At 70.0% G+C, this 20,189-nt stretch carries 14 protein-coding genes, 1 pseudogene and 1 riboswitch; of the genes and pseudogenes, 3 read left to right on the top strand and 12 right to left on the bottom strand.

The features are described from left to right. Positions 1-202: 202 nt before the first annotated feature. The gene (locus F8O04_RS04815) at positions 203-2,017 is read left to right on the top strand and encodes a dolichyl-phosphate-mannose--protein mannosyltransferase (protein WP_188726273.1); all 1,815 of its coding nucleotides are present in this window, start codon (positions 203-205) and stop codon (positions 2,015-2,017) included. A gap of 84 nt (positions 2,018-2,101) precedes the next feature. Here F8O04_RS04815 and F8O04_RS04810 read toward each other — a convergent pair. The 7 genes and pseudogenes from F8O04_RS04810 to F8O04_RS04780 form a co-directional block, all read right to left on the bottom strand. Next, a pseudogene (locus tag F8O04_RS04810) lies at positions 2,102-2,410 on the bottom strand (DMT family transporter); the annotation flags it as partial. Positions 2,411-2,425: 15 nt separating this feature from the next. Continuing rightward, positions 2,426-2,493, bottom strand: a riboswitch (guanidine-III (ykkC-III) riboswitch). A 104-nt stretch (positions 2,494-2,597) separates the two neighbouring features. Further along, the gene (locus F8O04_RS04805; RefSeq protein WP_158028164.1) at positions 2,598-3,647 is read right to left on the bottom strand and encodes an AraC family transcriptional regulator; all 1,050 of its coding nucleotides are present in this window, start codon (positions 3,645-3,647) and stop codon (positions 2,598-2,600) included. Positions 3,648-3,799: 152 nt separating this feature from the next. After that, positions 3,800-4,120, bottom strand: coding sequence for an EthD family reductase (locus F8O04_RS04800; RefSeq protein WP_158028163.1), 321 nt, complete (start codon positions 4,118-4,120; stop codon positions 3,800-3,802). A gap of 55 nt (positions 4,121-4,175) precedes the next feature. Further along, positions 4,176-5,402 carry a styrene monooxygenase/indole monooxygenase family protein gene (locus F8O04_RS04795; RefSeq protein ID WP_158028162.1) on the bottom strand — a complete coding sequence of 409 codons (1,227 nt, stop codon included), beginning with the start codon at positions 5,400-5,402 and terminating at the stop codon, positions 4,176-4,178. Positions 5,403-5,641: 239 nt separating this feature from the next. Further along, positions 5,642-6,496, bottom strand: coding sequence for an aldo/keto reductase (locus tag F8O04_RS04790; protein ID WP_158028161.1), 855 nt, complete (start codon positions 6,494-6,496; stop codon positions 5,642-5,644). Positions 6,497-6,531: 35 nt separating this feature from the next. Next, positions 6,532-7,047: a MarR family winged helix-turn-helix transcriptional regulator gene (locus F8O04_RS04785; protein ID WP_158028160.1), complete on the bottom strand. Its 516-nt coding sequence runs from the start codon at positions 7,045-7,047 to the stop codon at positions 6,532-6,534. Beyond that, entirely contained in the window at positions 7,044-8,801 is a 1,758-nt protein-coding gene (locus F8O04_RS04780; RefSeq protein WP_158028159.1) for an MDR family MFS transporter, read from the bottom strand. Before F8O04_RS04780 ends, F8O04_RS04785 begins: the two co-directional genes overlap by 4 nt. Before the next feature lie 289 nt (positions 8,802-9,090). Between F8O04_RS04780 and hrpA the strand changes: the two genes are divergently transcribed. Then, the gene (gene hrpA / locus F8O04_RS04775; RefSeq protein ID WP_158028158.1) at positions 9,091-13,317 is read left to right on the top strand and encodes an ATP-dependent RNA helicase HrpA; all 4,227 of its coding nucleotides are present in this window, start codon (positions 9,091-9,093) and stop codon (positions 13,315-13,317) included. A 10-nt stretch (positions 13,318-13,327) separates the two neighbouring features. Here the strand turns inward: hrpA and F8O04_RS04770 are convergent, their stop codons facing one another. From F8O04_RS04770 to F8O04_RS04755, 4 genes are all read right to left on the bottom strand, one after another. Continuing rightward, positions 13,328-14,602: an amidase family protein gene (locus F8O04_RS04770; RefSeq protein ID WP_158028157.1), complete on the bottom strand. Its 1,275-nt coding sequence runs from the start codon at positions 14,600-14,602 to the stop codon at positions 13,328-13,330. 88 nt (positions 14,603-14,690) lie between these two features. Then, positions 14,691-15,695 (bottom strand): 3-methyladenine DNA glycosylase, encoded by a 1,005-nt coding sequence (locus F8O04_RS04765; protein ID WP_225734873.1) that lies wholly within the window; start codon positions 15,693-15,695, stop codon positions 14,691-14,693. Beyond that, a complete protein-coding gene (locus F8O04_RS04760; RefSeq protein ID WP_158028156.1) occupies positions 15,692-16,261 on the bottom strand; it encodes a GNAT family N-acetyltransferase in 570 nt (189 codons plus the stop codon). The genes F8O04_RS04765 and F8O04_RS04760 overlap by 4 nt, the downstream gene beginning before the upstream one ends. A gap of 38 nt (positions 16,262-16,299) precedes the next feature. Further along, the gene (locus F8O04_RS04755; RefSeq protein WP_158028155.1) at positions 16,300-17,304 is read right to left on the bottom strand and encodes an NAD(P)H-quinone oxidoreductase; all 1,005 of its coding nucleotides are present in this window, start codon (positions 17,302-17,304) and stop codon (positions 16,300-16,302) included. Between the two features lie 69 nt (positions 17,305-17,373). Here F8O04_RS04755 and F8O04_RS04750 point away from each other — a divergent pair, with 69 nt between their 5' ends. Next, positions 17,374-18,210, top strand: coding sequence for an MOSC domain-containing protein (locus tag F8O04_RS04750; RefSeq protein WP_158028154.1), 837 nt, complete (start codon positions 17,374-17,376; stop codon positions 18,208-18,210). An 85-nt stretch (positions 18,211-18,295) separates the two neighbouring features. On the opposite strand, the gene F8O04_RS04745 is transcribed toward F8O04_RS04750, so the two are convergent. Continuing rightward, positions 18,296-20,050, bottom strand: coding sequence for a BCCT family transporter (locus tag F8O04_RS04745; protein WP_158028153.1), 1,755 nt, complete (start codon positions 20,048-20,050; stop codon positions 18,296-18,298). Between the last annotated feature and the right edge of the window lie 139 nt (positions 20,051-20,189).

Below are 20,189 nucleotides of genomic sequence, written 5' to 3'. Positions count from 1 at the left end.
CAGGTGGGGCCGCGGCCGCGGCGACCGCCGCGACACGCCTGGTCGTTCGAGTCACCGCGCTCGCGTGGTCACTCGCGCCCGGTGTGGCGCGCCATCTCGGGCACGACTGACCACACGAGCAGCGCATCCGCGGCGCCCGGGCGTGTCTGCCCGGCGCTCCCGCCGGAATCGCCAAACCCGTGCGACGCCTACCATGGCTCGCGTGACAGATGCGACGAACGTGTCCTCGGCGGCCGGGAGGGACGATGACTCGGCCGGCGACGAGGCACCCGCCACCGCCACCGCCACGGCCGTCGACGAACGAAGCGACGGCGCGGCCCGAGCCGGCGACGAGTCGCTCGTCGCGACCCCCGCTCCGCGGACGGGCTCGTGGTTCGACGACACCTGGCGGCGCATGACCGCGACGCCCCGACTGCTGCGCCGCACCGAATGGATCATGCTCGGCGCCGTCACCCTCCTCGCCGCGCTCCTGCGCCTCGTCGGCCTCTCGCATCCGGGGTCGCTCGTCTTCGACGAGACGTTCTACGTGAAGGACGCGTGGACCCTCGTCAACCTCGGCTACGAGGGCACCTGGCCCGAGAACGCCAACGACTCGTGGGCCGCGGGAGATCCGAACACCTACTCGTCGGACGCGTCGTACGTCGTGCATCCGCCGTTCGGCAAGCTCGTCATCGGCCTCGGCCTGCTCCTCTTCGGCGCCGAGAACCCGTTCGCCTGGCGCGCGAGCGTCGCGATCATCGGCGTCGCGGCCGTCGTGCTGCTGTGGTTTGTCGCGCGCAAGCTGCTCGGCTCGCCGGTGCTCGCGACGATCGGTGCCGGGATGCTCGCGATCGACGGCCATGCCATCGTCATGAGCCGCGTGGCGATTCTCGACGGCATCCTCATGTTCTTCGTGCTGCTCGGCGCGTACTTCGTGCTCCTCGACCGCGACGATCAGCGGGGGCAGCTGCAGGGGCGCATTCTGGCGTGGCGGCGCACCGACGGCCCGCCGGAGGGTCGCGGCCCCGACGGCTTGCCCCTCGCGCCCGTGCCGACCCCCTTCTGGTCGACGGCCAGGGCCCCGACGTGGCCGACCCTCGGTCCCGATTGGGGGCCCGTGCTGTGGGCTCGCCCCTGGCTGCTCGCGGCCGCCGTCACCTTCGCGCTCGCCTCGAGCGTCAAGTGGTCGGGCCTGTACTTCCTCGCGGCCTTCTGCCTGTACACGATCGCCGTCGATGCCCTCGAGCGGCGCCGCCAGGGCGTCACCTTCTGGCTCAGTGCGGCGGTGCTCAAGCAGGGGCCCGCGTCATTCGTCATCACGATCCCCGCGGCGCTCGCGGTGTATATCGCATCGTGGAGCGGTTGGCTCGCCACGACCGGCGGTTTCTACCGCACCTGGGCGGAAGAGGCGGGCCACGCCTGGACCGGGCTGCTCTCCTGGGTGCCGCTCCCATTGCAGAGTCTCTGGCACTACTCGGTCGAGGCGTACCGGTTCCACACCGGCCTCGGCGCCGACCACCCGTATCAGTCGTCGCCGCTCGAATGGCCGTTCCTGATCCGCCCGACGGCGTTCAGCTATACGTACAGCGATCCGAGCCCGTCGTGCTCGGGCGTCGAGACGTGCGTCGAGGCGATCACTTCGATCTCGAACCCGCTCATCTGGTGGTCGGGCACCGTCGCGATCCTCTTTATCGCGATCATGTCGTTCCTGCAGCCGCGATGGCAGTACGGCTTCGTGCTCGTCGGCTTCGCGGCCGGCTACCTGCCGTGGATGGCGTACCTGCAGCGGCAGGCCGTCTTTCACTTCTACGCGATCGTGTACCTGCCGTTCATGATCCTGGCGGTGCTGTTCGTGTTCCAGACGATCGCCGGCACGCCCGACTCCCCGCGCCGTCTCCGCACGGCGGGGGTCGCGGCTATCGGCGGCGTCGTCGTGCTCTTCGCGCTCGTATCGGCGCTCTTCCTGCCCGTGTGGACCGGGATGCTGATCCCCGACTGGTACTGGTCCCTCACCCACTGGCTTCCCGGGTGGAAGTAGCCGCCGCGCCTACCCGCGACCGGGCTGCGGATCGCCTTCGGGGGCGTCCGGAATCGGAGCATCCGGCACGGGAACATCCGGTGTCACGAGCTTGAGGCCGACGACGCACGCCACGATGCCGAGAATGAGCAGGATGCGCGCGATCGACACGGGTTCGTCGCCCGTGGCCATGGCGTAGCCGGCCGTGAGGCTCGCGCCCACCGCGACCCACACGGCGTAGGCCGTGCCAGTGGGCAGATCGCGCATCGCGACGGCGAGCCCTGCCATGCTGACGATCAGGGCGACGGCGAAGACGACGGTGGGCCACAGCTTCGTGAACCCGTCGCTCTTGCCGAGCGCGGTGGCCCAGACCGCCTCGAACACGCCTGACAACACCAGAATGACCCACGCCAAAGGGGCCACCTCCCTCGCGGCCAGTCTTGTCGCGTTCCGGGTACTGGTCACCTCGTCCGGGAGCGGCGGAGAAGCCGCTGCTCGGCGTCAACGGTAGCAATCGCCGCGGCGCTGGTCACCGCGCCTCTCGTCGGGCTCTTCCGTGCCCCCGTCATCGGATGCGTTAAGACAGGCCGCCCTCGGGCCCTCAGCCTCGGCGCAGCGTGTCGCCGGGGCGCTCGCCGTAGGCGCGCGCGTACTGCTCCGCGAACCGACCCAGGTGCGCGAAGCCGTGCCGCATCGCGATCTCGGCGACGCGGCCCGTGCGCGGGTCGGCGGCGAGCAGGTCGGCGCGCACGCGCTCGAGCCGCACCCGGGTCTGGTACGCCATTGGGCTCTCGCCGTGCACGCGCCGGAACGCCTGCTGCAGGGCCCGACCGCCGACGCCCGCGAGCACGGCGAGCATTTCCAGGCTGAGCGGTGCGCCCCTGGCAGCCTCGATCGCGTGCGTCGCCGTTTCGAGGGCGCTCGCGCCCAGCACCGCATCGCGGCTCGTCGACGCCGTGCCCGCCGTCGAAGCCGAGGGCGTGATACCGCCGTGCTCCCGCCGAGCGCTGAGCACGACGAAATCGGTGATGAGCCGGTCGGCGAGGTGCTCGGCGAGCACGGGATTGAGACCCTCGGGGCGGCGAGCGGCCGCCATGACGCGCCGCGCGAGCCGCAGCCACGCCCGGCCGGGCCCCTCGACGAGGTCGACCGCGGCCTCGAACGCGGGAATCGGCTGGCCCTCCGGGCACAACAGTCGCGCCGCCGCGCGCTCGACCGCTGCCCGCTCGAGCTTCACGCCGAGCATGACCGATGGGCGCTCGAAACCGGCGAACGCGGTGTCGACGTCGTGCCCGTAGACGGCGGCCCGAGTCGGCGTCGTCTCGACGTTGCGGTCGCCCACCGCCGTACGCAGCGTGCCGCGCAGCGGTACGTTCAGCTGGTACCAGTTCACGTACGGCGCGGTCTCGATCCGTATGGGCGCCGAGTAGTGCAGCGTTCCAAGGCGCATGCCGCCGAGGTCGAGCGAGGTCGCGGCGAAGGTGAATTCGCTCACGTTGCGCCGAGGAGCCAGGCGGTGCTCGTACCAGATTCCTTCGCCGATCGCGTGGGCCTCCTCGATCGTCGTCGCCCGAAAGCCCACCTCGCGAACCGGCTCGGCCCGCCGGTGCTCCTCGGAGCCGACCACCGGGGATGCCCCTGCGTCGTTCACGCGATCACCCCCTCATCTCCGCTGACTCGGTGACTGGCATTCTCGCGCGCTCTCACCGAGGTGTTCCCGCGAAACGGCCGATGACATCCCGAAAACGCCTGCGGTGCGGGGCGCGACGCGCGCTGCCCCGCACCGCAGGCGGCCACGATTCGCTAGGCGTCGCTGCCGCCCGAGACCTCGTAGTCGAAGACCGTCGCGCCGTTCGTGGCGTAGTTGGGCACATCGGCACCGACCGCCTGCCCTTCGGGCGAGGCCATTGCCGACCGGTAGGTCTCGGCGTCGGGGAAGTCCGCCTCGAACACTGCGAAAAACGGGGCGGGCGAGCCGTCAGGCACAGGCGAGACGTTGACGGTGTAGCGCCACGCGAGCATGCCGGGCAGCTTCTCCGCGAGGGGGAGGTGGGTCGACTCGTAGTACGAGACGAACGCCTCGCGATCGGCGGGCTCGGGGTACAGGACGACGACTTTGTGCATGAAGAGTGCTCCTTGGCGGTGTTATCTCGTGTGTGCGGTGGACGTGCCGGGGCGCCTACGCTCCGGCGGTCTCGGCGATCGCGGCTTCGACGCGCGCGATGGAACCGATGAGGTCATACTGCCGGACCGGGTCGCTGAAATTCTCGGTGAACCGGTCGGTGAGGGCCTGGTTGTGCACCATCTCGCTGAACAGCAGGCCCATCTGCTCGGCCCCGCCCGGACGGATGACCGTGTTGACCCAGTCAGTCGCCGATTCGAGCCGCTCACGACGCCGCATCGCGACCTTCTCGAAAAAACGGCGGTCGAACACGCGGTCGGTCCTGATCGTGTCGGCGATGACTTTCGCCGAGTACACACCCGAGTTCGCGCCCTGCGCTTGCACGGGGTCGACCGTCATGTGTGCGTCGCCCATCGCCAGCAGGAACTTCCCTCCCGGGAGTTCGACGAAGTCCTCCCGCATGACCGGTGTGACGGCGCCCTGGAGGATTGCCCTGTCGTCTTGCAACGCGAAGGCGTCGCGGTCGAGTCGCTCCACCATGGTCGGGTAGAACTCGTCGAGGATGCGAATGGTCGCCTCGCGGTACGCGGCCGGATCGTCCTCGTACTTCTGGTCGGCGAGCACGGCCTGCGGACCGTCGGGAAGGCTCTCGAACAGCAGGGCGTGCACGCGGCCCGAGAACGAGTAGATCGGGATCGCGAGCAGCTCGCCGACGCCGGGGACGATGTTGACCTCGACCCCGTTGGGCTCGCGGTGGCGCACGCCCTTCCAGAGGCCGACGGCGAGGCGGCGCTGCGGCGCGTCGTAGGGCGAGTGCTCGGGCCGCTTCGGGAAGATGCCGGCGAGGTCGCCCTTGCCGACCGCGACGACGACGAGGTCGTGATGCTCCGTGAGGCCCTCGATGAATTCGCGCGAGAACTCGCGGTATTCGATCGATCCGCCGCGGTCGGTGAAGTCGCGCATGAGCCGCGGCAGGTAGATGCGGTAGTCGACGACGCCCGCGGGCTCCGCGAAGTCGCCGTAGAACGTGCGGTCGTCACCCCAGCCGTTGTAGTGCCAGTGGCGGATGTACTCGATGTCCTCGGCCCTCCAGTGGTCGATGCCGAGTTCCTTCTCGATCGCGCGCGTCGGGTGCATGTGGGCGATGCTGCCCGGGATGCGTCCCTCGGCGATCTGCTCCGGCGTCTTGTTCGCGTAGATGGTCACTGGCAGGTCCTGCGCCCGCAGGTGCAGGCCAAGGTGGAGGCCGGAGACCCCCGATCCGACGATTCCGATACTGGTCATGGTGTGCTCCTCGGTGGTCCGACGGACGACCATCGTCCGCGTCGCTGTCACGTGCGCCGCGACCGCCGGGGCCGTGGGCGGTGCGCCGGCGAATCGCTGCACGAGACGCTACGCCGGGATGCGCATGCGACGACGCCCGCTTCGCAAAACGGATATTCACCGTCACGAAGCGGGCGCCGACCGGGTGTTGTCGCATCACCCTTTCGTGGTGATCACTACCGAGCTGAGGCGACGATCGATCAGTTGAAATCGTTGGGGTTGGTGGCCACCCGGCCCTCTTCACCCTTGTCGAGCAGCGAAATCGCCGCGAACTCATCGTCGGTCAGCTCGAAGTCGAGCACCGAGAAGTTCTCGTCCATTCGCGCACGCGACACGGTCTTCGGGAAGACGATGTTGCCCTTCTGCAGGTGCCACCGGATGATCGCCTGCGCGGGCGATTTGTTGTGGGCCCGGGCAGCGTCGATGACGGCCGGCTCGTCGAAGAGACCGGTCTTCGCCTGCGCTAACGGCCCCCAGGCTTCGATCCTGATGTCGTGCTCGGTCAGTACGGCATCGAGCTCGGGCTGCTGGAGGTAGGGGTGCTGCTCGATCTGGTTGACGACGGGCGCGGTGCCGGTCGCGGAGATGATGTCGCGCAGGTGCGGCTCGAGGAAGTTGCAGACGCCGACGCTCGTGGTCAGTCCCGTGGCGGGGAGCTCGAGCATGGCCTCCCACGTCTCCACGTAGAGCCCCCGTTCGGGCGTCGGCCAGTGGATCAGGTAGAGGTCGACGTGGTCGAGGGCGAGGCGCTCGAGACTCGCCTCGAGCGCTGGGCGCACGTTCTCGCGGCCCTGGTCGTCGTTCCACAACTTGGTCGTGATGTAGAGCTCATCGCGCGGAATGCCCGACTTCGCGATCGCGCGGCCGACCCCCTCTTCGTTGCCGTAGATCTTGGCGGTGTCGATGTGCCGGTACCCGGCTTCGAGAGCATCGGTGACGATTCGCTCGGTCTCCCCCGGCTCGACGAGGAACACGCCGAAGCCGAGTTGCGGGATGCTCGTTCCGTCGTTGAGCGTGATTGTGGGGACCTGCGTGGGTTTCGCTGTATTCGTCATGCCCCCGGTTTAGCATTCCCCGGCGGGCTGCGCTCTCAGACGCCATGGACTGCCTCTGTCGGCGGTGTGCCGTCGGCGAGGGCGTCGAGCAGCGTTCGCAGCTGTTCGATGTCGGGCGTCGGCCAGGAGTGGATGCGTGCGCTGAGTGGATTCTCGGCGCCCTCGCGTGCTGCGCTCAGGCGTGCCGAACCGAGCGGTGTCGCGGAGACGATGCGGATGCGCCGATCGTCGGTGGCGGAGGACCGTTCGACGAATCCGAGCTCTTCGAGTTCGGACACGGTGCGGCTCACGAGACCTTTGTCGAGCGCGAGGTGCTCTGCGAGCGCCGAGATGGGCATCGGCCCGTGCTGTTCGATCGCGATGAACGCCTTGAGGGTGCCGGGAACCATGCCCGGGCTCGTCGCTTCGGCGAGCGCGGCCATCTGCGCGCGGAATGCCCGGACAAGCCGCACGAACGATGACTCGAGGGAGATGATCGCCGCCTCACGCGATGGGTCTTCCGGTGCGTCGCCGGTCGGCTCGCCGCCGGGGTGCCCGGGGTGGCTCGTCATGGGCGAACCTTATCGTTGGCCTCGCCGTCGGCGCCTGGCGCTGACAGCTCGCCGGCGATGGCCGCCTCGCCGGCGGCGCTCACCGCGGTACCGGAGGCGCCAGAGCCGGAGGTGCCGGCTGCGGAAGCGCCCTCGGTCGGTTGCTCGGCCGACGCGACCGCGGCATCCGCCGTGACGCGTTCGGCCGTGGTCATGTGCGTGAGCGGCTTGTTGGGCAGGAACACGATGGCGAAGAGGCTGAGCACCGCGAAGGGAACCACGATGAGGAACGACTGCGAGATGCCCCGCGCGTAGGCGTCCTCGAAGATGATGCGGAGTGGCTCGGGCATCGTGGCCACAGCCGGCAGGCTGTCCGATCGCACTTGCTCGGCCCAGAACGGCGCCTGGTCACCGAGGCTCATGACGGCGGCCGCGATGGCATCGGCCTTCGCACGGAGCAGATCGGCGACGGTCGTCGCGAGGGTCGCGCCCATGACCGCCACTCCGATCGAGCCGCCGAGCGTGCGGAAGAACGTGACGCCCGAGCTCGCGACCCCCATGTTTCGCGGATCCGCGCTGTTCTGCACGACCAGCACCAGGTTCTGCATGGTCGCACCGACGCCCGCGCCGAGCAGGAACATATAGATCGACACGAGCGTGAAGTCGGTGTCGAAGTGGATGGTCGAGAGGAGCGTTGAGCCCGCGATGAGCAGCACGGCACCGGTGATGAGGTACGGCTTCCACGCGCCGAAGCGGCTGATGAGCTGGCCGACGACGACCGACGAGACGAGGAGGCCCGCGATCATGGGGATCGTCATGAGGCCGGCCTGCGTCGGTGTCGCACCCCGGGCGAGCTGCATGTACTGGCTGAGGAACACCGAGGCGCCGAACATGGCGATACCCGTTGCGATCGAGGCGAGCGTCGCGAGGGTGAAGGTGCGGTCGCGGAACAGCGTGAGCGGGATGAGTGGCTCGCGCGCCTTCAGCTCCACGAGGACGAACGCCACCGCGGCGAGGACGGCACCGCCGACCATCCACACCGTGGTCCAGCTGATCCAGTCGTAGTCGGTTCCGGCGTTGGTGACCCAGATGAGCAGGAGCGAGACGGCGGCCGAGAGGAGCACGATGCCGACGTAGTCGATCGAGACCCTGCGTTTGGCGTATTTCGGAAGATGCAGCTGGAACTGCACGATGACGAGCGCGACGACGGCGACCGGCAGTGCGACGAAGAAGTTCCATCGCCAACCCCACGCGTCGGTGATGACTCCCCCCAGCAGCGGGCCGCCGATGGTCGCGACCGCCATCACGGCACCCATGAGCCCCATGTACCGTCCGCGTTCGCGCGGGCTGATGATGTCGGCCATGATCACCTGCGCGAGGGCCGCGAGGCCGCCGGCCCCAAGCCCTTGCGCCGCCCGACTCGTGATGATCATCGACGGATCCTGCGCGAATCCGGCGGTCGCGGAGGCCAGCACGAAGATCGTGATCGCCAGCTGGAAGAGCAGCTTGCGGCTGAACAGGTCGGCGAGCTTGCCCCAGATCGGTGTCGAGATCGCCGTCGTGAGCAGCGTGGCCGTGATCACCCAGGTGTACGTCGCCTGGGTGCCGCCGAGGTCGTGCACGATGACGGGGAGCGAGGTGGACACGACGGTCGTGGCGAGCATTGACACGAACATGCCGAGCAAGAGGCCGATGAGGGGCCCGAGCACCTTGCGGGGACGCGACGGGTCGGACGCTGCCGCCGAACCGGCGGCCTTCGGGGTGGCTGCAGTCATTGGTACCGCTTTCGTTCGAGGAGACGAGTCGAGCGGCGGGCGGGCGGATGCTCGGGGCGCCGGAGACCGGGGTAGCTGACCGGGTCATGATTCAGGTCAATAGTTGACTCAGGTCAGCGTGTGTCGGATTCGAAGGTAGGCCCATCGTTGATGTCTGTCAACTATTGCCGACGCGCGGCCTCCCCGTGATCGAGGTGGTTTCGTTGAGCGTGGCGGGTTCGCTGTCGACCCGAAGACGGTGAGCGCGGATGCGACGCCGGGCCGGTCGCGGCCTAGACTGGGGCCCCTGATGCCAGCTGTGCCGACGATCACGTACCCGCCCGACTTGCCGGTCTCGCAGCGGCGCGGCGACATCGCCGAAGCGATCCGCGACAACCAGGTCGTCATCGTCGCCGGCGAAACCGGGTCGGGCAAGACGACCCAGCTGCCGAAGATCTGTCTCGAGCTGGGGCGCACGTCGATCGCACACACACAACCGCGGAGGATCGCGGCGCGCACGATCGCCGAGCGCGTCGCCGAGGAGCTCGGCTCCGAGCTCGGCGGCCTCGTCGGGTATCAGGTGCGCTTCACTGACCAGGTGAGCGACGAGACCCGCATCAAGCTCATGACCGACGGCATCCTGCTGAACGAGATCCACCGGGATCGCGAGGTCGCCCGCTACGACACCATCATCATCGACGAGGCGCACGAGCGCAGCCTCAACATCGACTTCCTGCTCGGGTATCTGCGCCGCCTTCTGCCTCGCCGCCCTGACCTGCGCGTCATCATCACCTCGGCAACGATCGACCCCGAGTCGTTCGCTGAGCACTTCGCGGCATCCGACGGCACCCCGGCGCCCATCATCGAAGTCTCCGGTCGCACGTTCCCCGTCGAGATTCGGTACCGGCCCCTCGTCGCCGACCGAGCATCCACCGCCGACGCGGGCGCGCACGGCGACGACCTCGAGCTCGACGACGCCCCCGGCGCGACCCCCGGCAGGGCCCCCTCCGACCGGTCCCCCTCGACACCGCGCTACGACGGCCCCGACCGCGACATGTTCGAGGGCATCGTCGACGCGCTCGACGAGCTCGCGGCCGAAGCTGCGGGCGATGTGCTCGTGTTTCTCCCGGGCGAGCGGGAGATCCGCGACGCGCAGGAGGCCATCGAAGCGCACCTCTCGCGCCGGCGCCGCGCAGGTGGCGCAGCGGGCGACACCGAGGTGCTGCCCCTGTACGGGCGGCTCTCGGCAGCCGACCAGCACCGGGTGTTCGAACGCACCCGCAGCCCCGGCGTGCGACGGAGAGTCGTCCTCGCGACCAACGTGGCCGAGACCTCGCTCACCGTGCCTGGCATCGCCTACGTCATCGACACCGGCACGGCACGCATCTCGAGGTACTCCACCCGCGCGAAGGTGCAGCGCCTGCCGATCGAGCCGGTCTCGCAGGCCTCGGCCAACCAGCGCTCCGGCCGATCCGGCCGCACCCGCCCGGGCATCGCCATCCGCCTCTACTCGCAACGCGATTTCGAGGCGCGGCCCGAGTTCACCGATCCCGAGATCCTCCGCACGAATCTGGCAAGCGTCTTACTGCAGATGCTCTCGCTCGGGCTCGGCGATGTTGCGCAGTTCCCGTTCCTGCAAGCACCTGACCCGCGCGGCGTGACCGACGGCGTCAACCTTCTGCTCGAGCTCGGCGCCATCGTGCGGAACGAGGGCGGGCGGGATGCTCGCGGCAGCGACCAGCGGCGCGGCGCGAGCCGCCGACGCGGTGGCGGCCGACGCGGCGCGGACGCGCCCTACCGGCTGACGCCTGTCGGCCGGTCGTTGGCCCGCCTGCCGATCGACCCTCGCTACGGACGCATGGTGGTCGAATCCACGCAGCACGATGTGAGCCGTGAGGTGCTCATCATCGTCTCCGGCCTATCGGTGCAGGACATCCGCGAACGGCCGCTCGAGAAGCGGCAGCGCGCCGATGAGCTGCACGCGCGGTTCCGCGACCCGACGAGCGACTTCCTCTCCCTCCTGAACCTGTGGGACTACCTCGAAGCGCGCAGCGACGAGCTCGGCTCGAGCGCCTTCCGGCGCCTGTGCCGCGACGAGTTCATCAACATGGTGCGCTTCCGCGAATGGCAGGACGTCTTCCGCCAACTGCGACAGCTCGCCTCGCCCCTCGGCCTGCGCGTGCAAAAGCCGGATCGCCGTTCGAGCGCCGCCAGTCTCGACGCAACGGTGCCACCCTCGGGCCACCCCAAGGGCGACGCCATTCACCGTGCGCTGCTCGCCGGACTGCTCAGTCACCTCGGCATCTACAACCGCATTACGCGCGACTACCGAGGCGCCCGCGGCACGACCTTCGCGATCTTCCCCGGTTCCGGTCTCGCGAAGTCGCCACCCGACGTCGTCATGGTCGCGGAGCTCGTCGAGACCAGCCGGCTCTTCGCGCGAACGGTCGCGAAGATCGACCCGTCATGGGCAGAGCAGCTCGCCGACCAGATCGTCAAGCGCCAGTACGGTGAGCCGCACTGGGAGAAGAAGCAGGGCCAGGCGGTCGCGAACGAAACGGTCACCCTCTACGGGGTGCCGATCATTCAGGGACGCCGTACGGGCTACGCGGCCGTCGACCCGGAGCTCGCGCGCGAACTGTTCATCCGGCACGCCCTTGTCGAGGGCGATTGGGACGGCACGCATCATGCCTTTGAGCGCCGCAACCAGCAGCTGCGCCGCGAGGTCGCCCAGCTCGAGGAACGGGCCCGCCGGCGCGACCTCGTCGCCGACGACGACGTCGTCTTCGACTTCTACGATCAGCGCGTGCCCGGTTCGGTGGTCTCGACGCCGACGTTCGAGAAGTGGTGGCGCGAGGCGCGCGAGCAGGCGCCCGACCTGCTGAACCTCTCGCGCGCCGACCTCCTCGATGAGCAGTCGGCCGAGTTGGAGCGCGACCGCAGCGACTACCCCGCGACGTGGCAGCAGGGGGACCAGCGGCTCAAGGTTCGCTATCGGTTCGAACCCGGTGCCGACGACGATGGCGTCACGGTCATCGTGCCGCTCCCCCTGCTCGCGCGGCTCGACCCCATCGGCTTCGACTGGCAGGTGCCCGGGTTCCGCACCGACCTCATCACGGCGCTGCTGCGCGCGCTGCCCAAATCGATCCGCCGCAACTTCGTTCCTGCGGCCGATTGGGCGGCGAAGCTCGTGGAGAAGCTTGGCGACGTACGTCCACATGAGGGCACGCCGCCGCCGGGCCCGCTCGACGCCACCCTGCGGACGATCATGGAACGCGAGGCGGGCATCCGCTTCGACACCGGGGAGTTCGACTGGTCGCGCGTGCCGGGCCACCTGCGGGTGCGCTTCCGGGTGCTCGACGACCGCGGCCGCGAGCTGGGCGCGGGCGACGACCTGCACGCGCTCCAGGAGAAGCTCAAGCGCGCGAGCGAGGCGTCGCTCGTCCGCGCCACCTCGGAGCTCGTCAACGCCGCCCCCGGCAGTGCGCCCGACACCCCCGGCTCCCCGACCCTCGGGACGTCACCCGACCGCCCCTATGCCCAGAGCACCCGCGGGGGACGAGACGAGGCCCGGCCGACTGGCTCAACGGAGTCTCGAACGTCGAACGTGGAGCAGCAGGACCTCCAAGAGTGGCCGCTCGACGAGATCCCGGCCCACGTGGACATTGGCCGAAAGCATGGCGTCATCCGGGCCTACCCGACGCTCAGGCTCGGCCCCAAGGGCCGCATCGACCTGGCGGTCGTCACAACGGCCGCCGATCAGGCCCTCGAGCATCCTCGGGCTGTACGAGCGCTGCTGGCGAGAAGCATCCCCTCACCGGCGTCGTACGTGCAGGAGCACCTCACGGCCAAGGAGAAGCTCGCCCTCGCGTCGAGCCCGTACGAGAACGTGTCGCGCCTGCTCGCCGACATCACGCTCGCGCTCGCCGCCGACGCGCTCGACCGCCGCGGGGTGAGCGCGGCGTCGACCGCCTCGGCGCCCAGATCACGGCCGAGTCCGGCCCCTGACCCCTCGACGCTGGTGCGCACGCGCGCCGAATTCGTGGCGCTCCGCGACGAGTTGAACGCGCGCATGGTCGACGACATGTTCACGCAGGCGAAGCTCGTGGCCGAGATCCTGTCGCGCTGGCGCGACGCCGCCGGAGCCCTGAAGCGCGCGAACCACCTCTCGGTGCTGCCGAGCGTCACGGACGCGCGCGCGCAGCTTGACGCGCTCGTCTTCGACGGGTTCGTGAGCCGCACGGGCCTGGCACGGCTGCCCCACCTATCGCGCTATCTGCGTGGCGTGACGCATCGAGTGGAACGCATGCAGGATGCGGTCGCCGTCGAACGCGCGGGCCTCCGCGAGATCGCGACGGCCATAGAGGCCTACGAGCAGGCGGGCGGCACGCTGCCGCTCGCGCCGGATGCCCCGCCGGCGCTCGTGCGCGCCCGCTGGCTGCTCGAGGAGTTCCGCATTTCGCTCTTCGCGCAGCAGCTCGGAGCGGCCGAAACGGTCTCGCTCAAGCGCATCCGGGCGGCGCTCGCCGCGTCCTGAGCACCGGTCGTCAGGCGCCGGCGAGCCACGCTTCCACGCGGTGGCCGAGGCCGAGCAGTGCGGTGTCGTCGAAGCGGCGCCCCTGCATGGTGAGCCCCATCGGCAGCTCGCCCGCGTCGAGCGGCATCGGCACCGTGAGCATTGGCACGCCGAGCATCGTGCCCGGCGACGTGTTGCGAGTGAAGAGGCCGAAGGTCGAGACCTCGCGCCCGAGGTGATCGACGGTGGGGCCTACGTCGGTGCGGGGTGCAGGGGCCGGTGCTGACGGGAACACGAGGGCGTCGATCGCGTTTGCGGCGACGATATCGGCCGCGAGCATCCTGGCGGCGATCGTGTCCCGCTGGGCGGCCGCGTACTGATCCGGGGTGATCGGAGCGCTGAGCTGCGTCGAGAGCACCGCGGCCACGTCCGGGCTCACGACCGACGCGGTCAGCCGCTCGTAGGCGTCGGCGGGCGTGCAGTCGAAGACCGAGGCTGCGACGTCGCCAAGCAGGCGCCGGCTCTCCCACAGCACGATCGGCATCTCGGCGCGCTGGGTCAGCTCGAGGACCCCGGCGAGGTCGACGTCGACCAGCTCGGCGTGGTCGGCGACGACGCCCATGGCTCGTTCGAAGGCGGCGGCGGTCCGGGGATCGAGCGCGTCGACGAGCGGATGCGGCACGCCGAGCCGAGGCCGCACCCGGCCGCTGTCGTCGCTCGGCATGGTCTCCCCCGCCACCCACTGATCGGCCCGCGCCGCCTCGGCCACGGTCCGCGCGAACACTCCGGGGGTGTCACGGGTCCACGAGAGCCCGACGAGGCCGGCGGTCGGCCAGCGCCCCGTTGACGGCCGGAACCCGACGACCCCGCAGAAGCTCGCCGGGACCGAGACCGAGCCACCGGTGTCGCTGCCGAGCGCGAGCGGCACGATGCCGCGTGCGACTGCGGCCGCCGAGCCGCCCGACGACCCGCCTGCGACGCGCTCCTCGTGGCCGGGCAGGCGCACGTTGCCGTACGACGCGTTCTGCGACGTGATGCCGAACGCGAGCTCGTGCATGTTCGTCATGCCGACCACGACGGCGCCGTGCGCCCGGAAGGCCGCCACGACGGGCGCGTCGGCGGCCTCCGGCGCCACGTCGAGGGCGCGGCAGCCGGCGGATCGCGCGAAACCGCGCACGCCGATGTTGGCCTTGACGGCGAGTGGGAACGTGCCTTCGCCGGCCCCCTGGGCGGCGATCGCCGCGTCATCGGCGACGGCGGTCCACTCCCCGGCCGCGGGGTCGAGCACACGGATCGAGTCGGTCACGACGAGATCTCCTCAAGGGTGCGGTTGCGGATGTTCCGCGCGAACAGGTTGGCGACAGCGCCCGCCGCGAGGAAGGCAACGAGACCCATCATCGTGGCGCAGACGCTGGCGTGACCACAACGCCCCGGCGGGGCGGAATCGCCCGCGTGCCGGGCGACGCGTCGCCGGCAAACGCTCGAGCCCGTTCGATGGCAGCCAGCAACCGGACGCGCAGCTCGTCACCGCGCGTCGCGAACGTGCGCTGCGCGGCCGCGTACTCGCGCTTGCCCTCGCGAGTCTCGATCGCGACCGGCTCGAGACCGTACTCGCTCACGTCGTAGGGCGACGCCCGCATGTCGAGCTCGCGAACGTCGCGGGCCAGCTCGAACGCGTCGAGCAGCAGCTCTCCCGGGACGATCGGGCCGAAGCGCATGGCCCACCTGTAGAGATCCATGTTGGCGTGCAGGCAACCCGACTGCTCGAGCTCGGGCTGCTCCGCGCGCGTTGGGCGGAACCGGTTGCGCGGCTCGGCGGCCGGGGTGAAGAAGCGGTAGGCGTCGAAGTGGGTGCACGCGATGTCGTTCGCCTCGACGACCGCATCAGTGCCGTCGTGCCCGAGTCTCAACGGCAACTCGTGACGCACCTCGTCGGGCCGCTGCCGGTACACCATGGCCCACTCGTGTAGGCCGAAGCAGCCGAACCGCGCCTCGCGGTCGCGGGTGCGCCGGATCAGGCCTTCGATCCAGCCGGCCTGGACATGCTCGCGACCGAGCACCGCCGTCGCGTCGACGGTGACGGCACGATCGCCCACCGCGCGGCCCCGAGCATCCTGCATCCCCACCGCCCGGTAGTCGCGCCAGGCCGCGCGCTCGTCTGCGCCCGCGAGCGCGACGCCCGCTCCGGGATGCCACCGGCGCAGCTTGCCCGGCTTGGTCGGGTAGTAGGTGAAGAGGAAGTCGTCGATCGCGTGCGGGAGCTGTTTCGGCCGTCGAGAGCGCCAGCCCGCCGAGAACGCGTCAGCTCGCCGCGCGTGCGCCTCGGCCCGCGCTCGCCACTCGCCGGAGGCGAGCACGCGCAGTTCCGTCGGCTCGCTCGCGGCCGCTGGGCCAGTCATGGAGCGGTCGCACTCGCCGGGCCGACCCCGCCGACGAGTTTCTCGAAACACATCGCGCGCGGCACCGACGTGTATGGCGGGAACGGAGGGATGCGCGCGAAGCCTCGCGACTCGTATAGCGCGACGGCATCGGGCTGCCTCGGCCCGGTGTCGAGAACGACCCGCGGGGCGCCGCGGGCGGCCGCCCGTGACTCGAGCTCGCTCATGATGCGGTGCCCGAGGCCACGGCCTCGGTACGCGGGGTCGACGACGACCTTGCGGATCTCGACCGCACCGAGATCGGGGCGGTCGAAGAGGGCGCCGTGGGCGGCGGCCGTCCCGTCGATGCGCACGAGCACGGAGGTGAGGAACGTCTCGAGCCGAATGGCGAACGCGTCGGCGATACGATCGCGTGCCGAGGCAACCTGCACGACCGCCTCCGGAGGCGCGTCGCGCGACGGCCCGTCGCCGTAGCGCTCGGCCATCTCGGCATCGAACGCGGCACGCAGGCGACGGCCTTCGGCGTCGTCCCACGAGACCTCGACGACGTCGATGGTCACGTCGGGAAGGCTGGGTGGTGCGGTCATCGCCCTCAATGATGCCACCGGCGCGGCGCATCGCCCCGTCAACCGTTGACGCGGAACACGACCTTGCCCGCCGGGAGCGAACCGGCGTCGGACCGGGCGTGATACTCGGCGGCCTCGGTGATCGGCGCGACCGTCGCGACGGCCGGTCGGATGCTGCCCTCGGCGATGAGGGGCCAGACGCGGGCGCGCACCGCCGAGATGATCTCCTGCTTCGACTGCGGCCCGGTGACGGGCCGGTCGCGGAGCTTGGTCACGCGGATCGTGGCGCGGCGCTGCAACATGGCCGCGAGGTCCAGTTCGCCACGGCTGCCCGACTGGAAGCCGATGACGCACACGCGCCCGTCGACGGCGAGGGCGCGCACGTTCCGGGTGAGGTAGTCGGCGCCGACGATGTCGAGGACGACGTCGGCCCCGCGTCCGTCCGTCGCCGCGCGCACCGCCTCGACGAAATCCGCGTCGCGGTAGTTGATGAGATGGTCGGCGCCGAGCTCGCGGCAGGTCTCGAGCCGTTCGTCGCTGCCAGCCGTCACCGCGACACCGCAGCCCATCGCGCGGGCGAGCTGGATCGCGAAGGTGCCGATGCCGCTGGCGCCTCCGTGGATCAACACCGTCTGCCCCGGCTCCAGCGGGGCCGGCATGCACAACGTCGACCACACGGTGCAGGCGGCCTCCGGCAGCGAGGCCGCCTCGATCAGGCTGAACCCCGTCGGCACCGGCAGGAGCTGCTCCGCGGGGACGACGACGCGCTCGGCGTAGCCGCCGCCGGCGAGCAGCGCGCACACCTCGTCGCCGACGTTCCAGTCGCCGCGCTCCGCGACCTCGTCGCTCACCTCGACGATGCGTCCGGAACACTCGAGGCCGAGGAGCTCGCTCGCGCCGGGCGGGGGCGGGTACGCGCCGGCGCGCTGCACCGCGTCGGCCCGGTTCAGCGCCGTCGCGGCCACCTCGATGAGCACGTCTCCCGGCCCGAGGGCGGGCTCGGGCGCCTCGCCCCACGACAGCACCTCAGGGCCACCGAATCCGTTCATCACGATCGCGCGCATGGCCCGACCCTAGGCGACGCGGCCCAGAGCGGGCTCGGCGCTCTGAGGAGCTCCGGTACCGTGTGCGGCATGTCGCCACGGCTCGTCGCCATCCGCCGCTTCCCCGTCAAGTCGATGGGCGGCGAAGCCCTTGATCGGGCCGACGTCTCCCCGCGCGGCATCGCGGGCGATCGGGGCTTCGCCGTGATCACGGGCGACGGGCGGTTCGCCTCGGGCAAGAATTCGAAGCGGTTCCAGCGCCGCGAGGCGGTCTTCGGCTACCGCGCCCGGACCCTCACCTCGGACGATGCCTCCGCTGCCCTCGCCGCGAGGTCGGCCCCGGATGCCGTGACCACGTCGGAGCGCGGGGGCACGGTGCTCGTGTGGCGCGAGCGGAGCATCTGGCCCGTCGCAGCCGAGGAGGACCGGGAACGGAACCCACGCATCGACTTCGTCGCTGACCCCGGCGGGCCGTGGCGCACCGATGACCCGGCCCTCCTCGACGACCTTCGCACCCGGATCGGCGACGATGTTGACCTGCACCGCACGGACGGCACCGACTTCTTCGACGCCAGCCCGCTGTCGCTCGTCGGCACCGCGACCGTGACGTGGGCGCGTCGCGAATTCGGGGCGGACTCCGCCGTGCGCCGGCTGCGGGCCAACCTGCTCGTCGAAACGACTGAGCCGTTCGCAGAAGAAGCGTGGGTGGGGCGCACCGTGCGGATCGGCGGCACCGTCACGTGCACCGTCGATCGCGTCATCTCGCGGTGCCGCATGATCGATCTGGACCAAGACGGAGTTGCCGACCGCACGAGCTTCCTTCACGGCCTCACCGCGACGCGAGGACCCAACCTGGCGGTCTATCTGGGTCCCCGCACGCCCGGGGTCATCGCGGTCGGCGACACCCTTTCCTTCGGCGACGCGTAACGCCGCCCATGAACCGGAACGTGCGCTGCCCACCCGCGGGAGCGCGGCCTCCGACGGAGCGAACGGAGCTCCCGCGCCGAACGAATCAGGCCCGAGGCGCGACTCCCGGAGCCGCGGGCGCATCCGCCTCCGGCTCGCCGGCGTTCGCAGCGTCGCCTTCGGGGTCGTTCGGCTGCGGCTCCGCGGGAACGACGGGCTCGCCTGCGGACTTGCGGCGCAGCGCCTCGAGGTCGGCGATGCGCGCGTGGCGGAGCCGCTCGTATTCGGCGTCGCGGTGCAGTTCCTTCACGAGTGAGACGCCGAGCAGGGCCACGATGACCGTGAAGGGGAGCCCCGAGAGCATCGCGGCCTTCTGCAAGGCGCTGAGGCCGCCGACGATGAGCAGCACGATCGCGCACACGCCCGTCAGCACGCCCCACGTTGCGAGGACGGGACGAGAGGGGGCGAGGGTGCCGCGCGACGACATCATGCTCAACACGAACGTGTTCGAGTCGGCTCCCGTGACGAAGAACACCACGACGAGGATCATGATGATGATCGAGGTGATACCGGTCAGGGGCAGGTGCGTCAGCGTCTCGAAGAACGCGGACTGGACGTTCTCGCCGGCCTCGATACCGATCGTGCCGCCCTGGAACATGTCGATGTTGATGGCCGTGCCGCCCATGATCGTGAACCAGAGGAAGAACACGAGGCTCGGCACACCGAGCACGGCGGCGATGAACTCGCGCACGGTGCGGCCCTTCGAGATCTTGGCGAGGAAGACGCCGACGAAGGCACCCCAGCTGAGCCACCAGGCCATCATGAAGTACGTCCACCACTGCATCCACTGCACGTCATCGGGCGTTGCCGGCGTCAAGAGGCTCACCTGGAAGAAGTCGGTGAAGAACTGGCCGGTGGCCCGCACGAAGAGGTTCGTGATGAAGTTCGTGGGCCCGACGATGAGCACGTAGACGCCGAAGAGTGCCGAGACGATCATCGTGAACTGACTGAGGTACTTGATGCCACGGTTCACGCCCGACAGCGCCGAGAGCGTGAAGATGACGGTGATGGCGGCGATGATCACGATCTGCGGCACCAGCCCTGACGGGATGCCGAACACGCGCTCCAGGCCCTCGCTGATCTGGGACGCGCCGAGACCAAGCGAAGTGGTCGTGCCGAAGAGCGTCGCGAGGATGGCGAAGACATCGATGGCCTTGCCGACCCAGCCGTCGACGATCTTGCCGAGCACGGGACGGAGCATCGGCGACACGAGGCCCGGATTCCCTCGGCGGTGCGTCGAGTACGCGATCGCCAGCCCGAAAACGCCGAAGATGGCCCAGGCGTGCGGTCCCCAGTCGAAGTACGAGAACTGCATGGCGCGCACGGCCGCCTCCATCGTGCCGGGTTCGGCGAGGCCATGAGGCGGCGTCAGGAAGTGCGAGATCGGCTCGGCGACGCCGTACGAGATGAGGCCGATGCCCATCACCGTCGCGAGGATCATCGCGAGCCAAGCGAACGTGTTGAAATCCGGCCGCGACTCATCGGTGCCGAGGCGGATGCCCCCGAACCGGCTGAATGCCAGGTAGACGAGGAGGATGATGCAGCCGAGCGGCACGATGAGGTACATCCAGCCGATGCTGCTCGCGATCCAGTCCATGGTCGACGTCATGGTCGTATCGAGCGACTGGGGCGACAACGACGCCCACAGCACGAACGCGGCGACGAACCCGATCGACGCCCAGAACACGACCCCGGGGCGGTTGCGCAGGCGGTCGGCGTACGCGATGGCCGACTCCCTTTCGTCCGGGCCAGAGGAGTCCGTCGGCACCATTCGAAAGGCCTTCGTCGTTGGGAAGGTCATGTCTGCTCCACTTCCTTGTGGCGATTGCGGCGTCGGTCACCGCGAGAGCGGCGCAAGCACTGCCCCGCCTTGCATGCATGTGAGGATAGGCACTCCGTGCGACATTGGTCAACCCGGTCGCGGATTCGCCCCGTTTTCG

The sequence above is a fragment of the Pseudoclavibacter endophyticus genome (assembly GCF_008831085.1).
Taxonomy (GTDB): Bacteria; Actinomycetota; Actinomycetes; order Actinomycetales; family Microbacteriaceae; genus Pseudoclavibacter; species Pseudoclavibacter endophyticus.
Note: the sequence above shows the minus strand (reverse complement) of the source record. Positions and strands in the feature narration are given on the sequence as shown.

Coding starts and splice junctions, on each gene's coding strand:
- F8O04_RS04800 (WP_158028163.1), bottom strand. CDS start 4,120: ATGCACAAAGTCGTCGTCCTGTACCCCGAGCCCGCCGATCGCGAGGCG.
- F8O04_RS04795 (WP_158028162.1), bottom strand. CDS start 5,402: ATGACCAGTATCGGAATCGTCGGATCGGGGGTCTCCGGCCTCCACCTT.
- F8O04_RS04790 (WP_158028161.1), bottom strand. CDS start 6,496: ATGACGAATACAGCGAAACCCACGCAGGTCCCCACAATCACGCTCAAC.
- F8O04_RS04785 (WP_158028160.1), bottom strand. CDS start 7,047: ATGACGAGCCACCCCGGGCACCCCGGCGGCGAGCCGACCGGCGACGCA.
- F8O04_RS04780 (WP_158028159.1), bottom strand. CDS start 8,801: ATGACTGCAGCCACCCCGAAGGCCGCCGGTTCGGCGGCAGCGTCCGAC.
- hrpA (WP_158028158.1), top strand. CDS start 9,091: ATGCCAGCTGTGCCGACGATCACGTACCCGCCCGACTTGCCGGTCTCG.
- F8O04_RS04765 (WP_225734873.1), bottom strand. CDS start 15,695: ATGACTGGCCCAGCGGCCGCGAGCGAGCCGACGGAACTGCGCGTGCTC.
- F8O04_RS04760 (WP_158028156.1), bottom strand. CDS start 16,261: ATGACCGCACCACCCAGCCTTCCCGACGTGACCATCGACGTCGTCGAG.
- F8O04_RS04755 (WP_158028155.1), bottom strand. CDS start 17,304: ATGCGCGCGATCGTGATGAACGGATTCGGTGGCCCTGAGGTGCTGTCG.
- F8O04_RS04750 (WP_158028154.1), top strand. CDS start 17,374: ATGTCGCCACGGCTCGTCGCCATCCGCCGCTTCCCCGTCAAGTCGATG.
- F8O04_RS04745 (WP_158028153.1), bottom strand. CDS start 20,050: ATGACCTTCCCAACGACGAAGGCCTTTCGAATGGTGCCGACGGACTCC.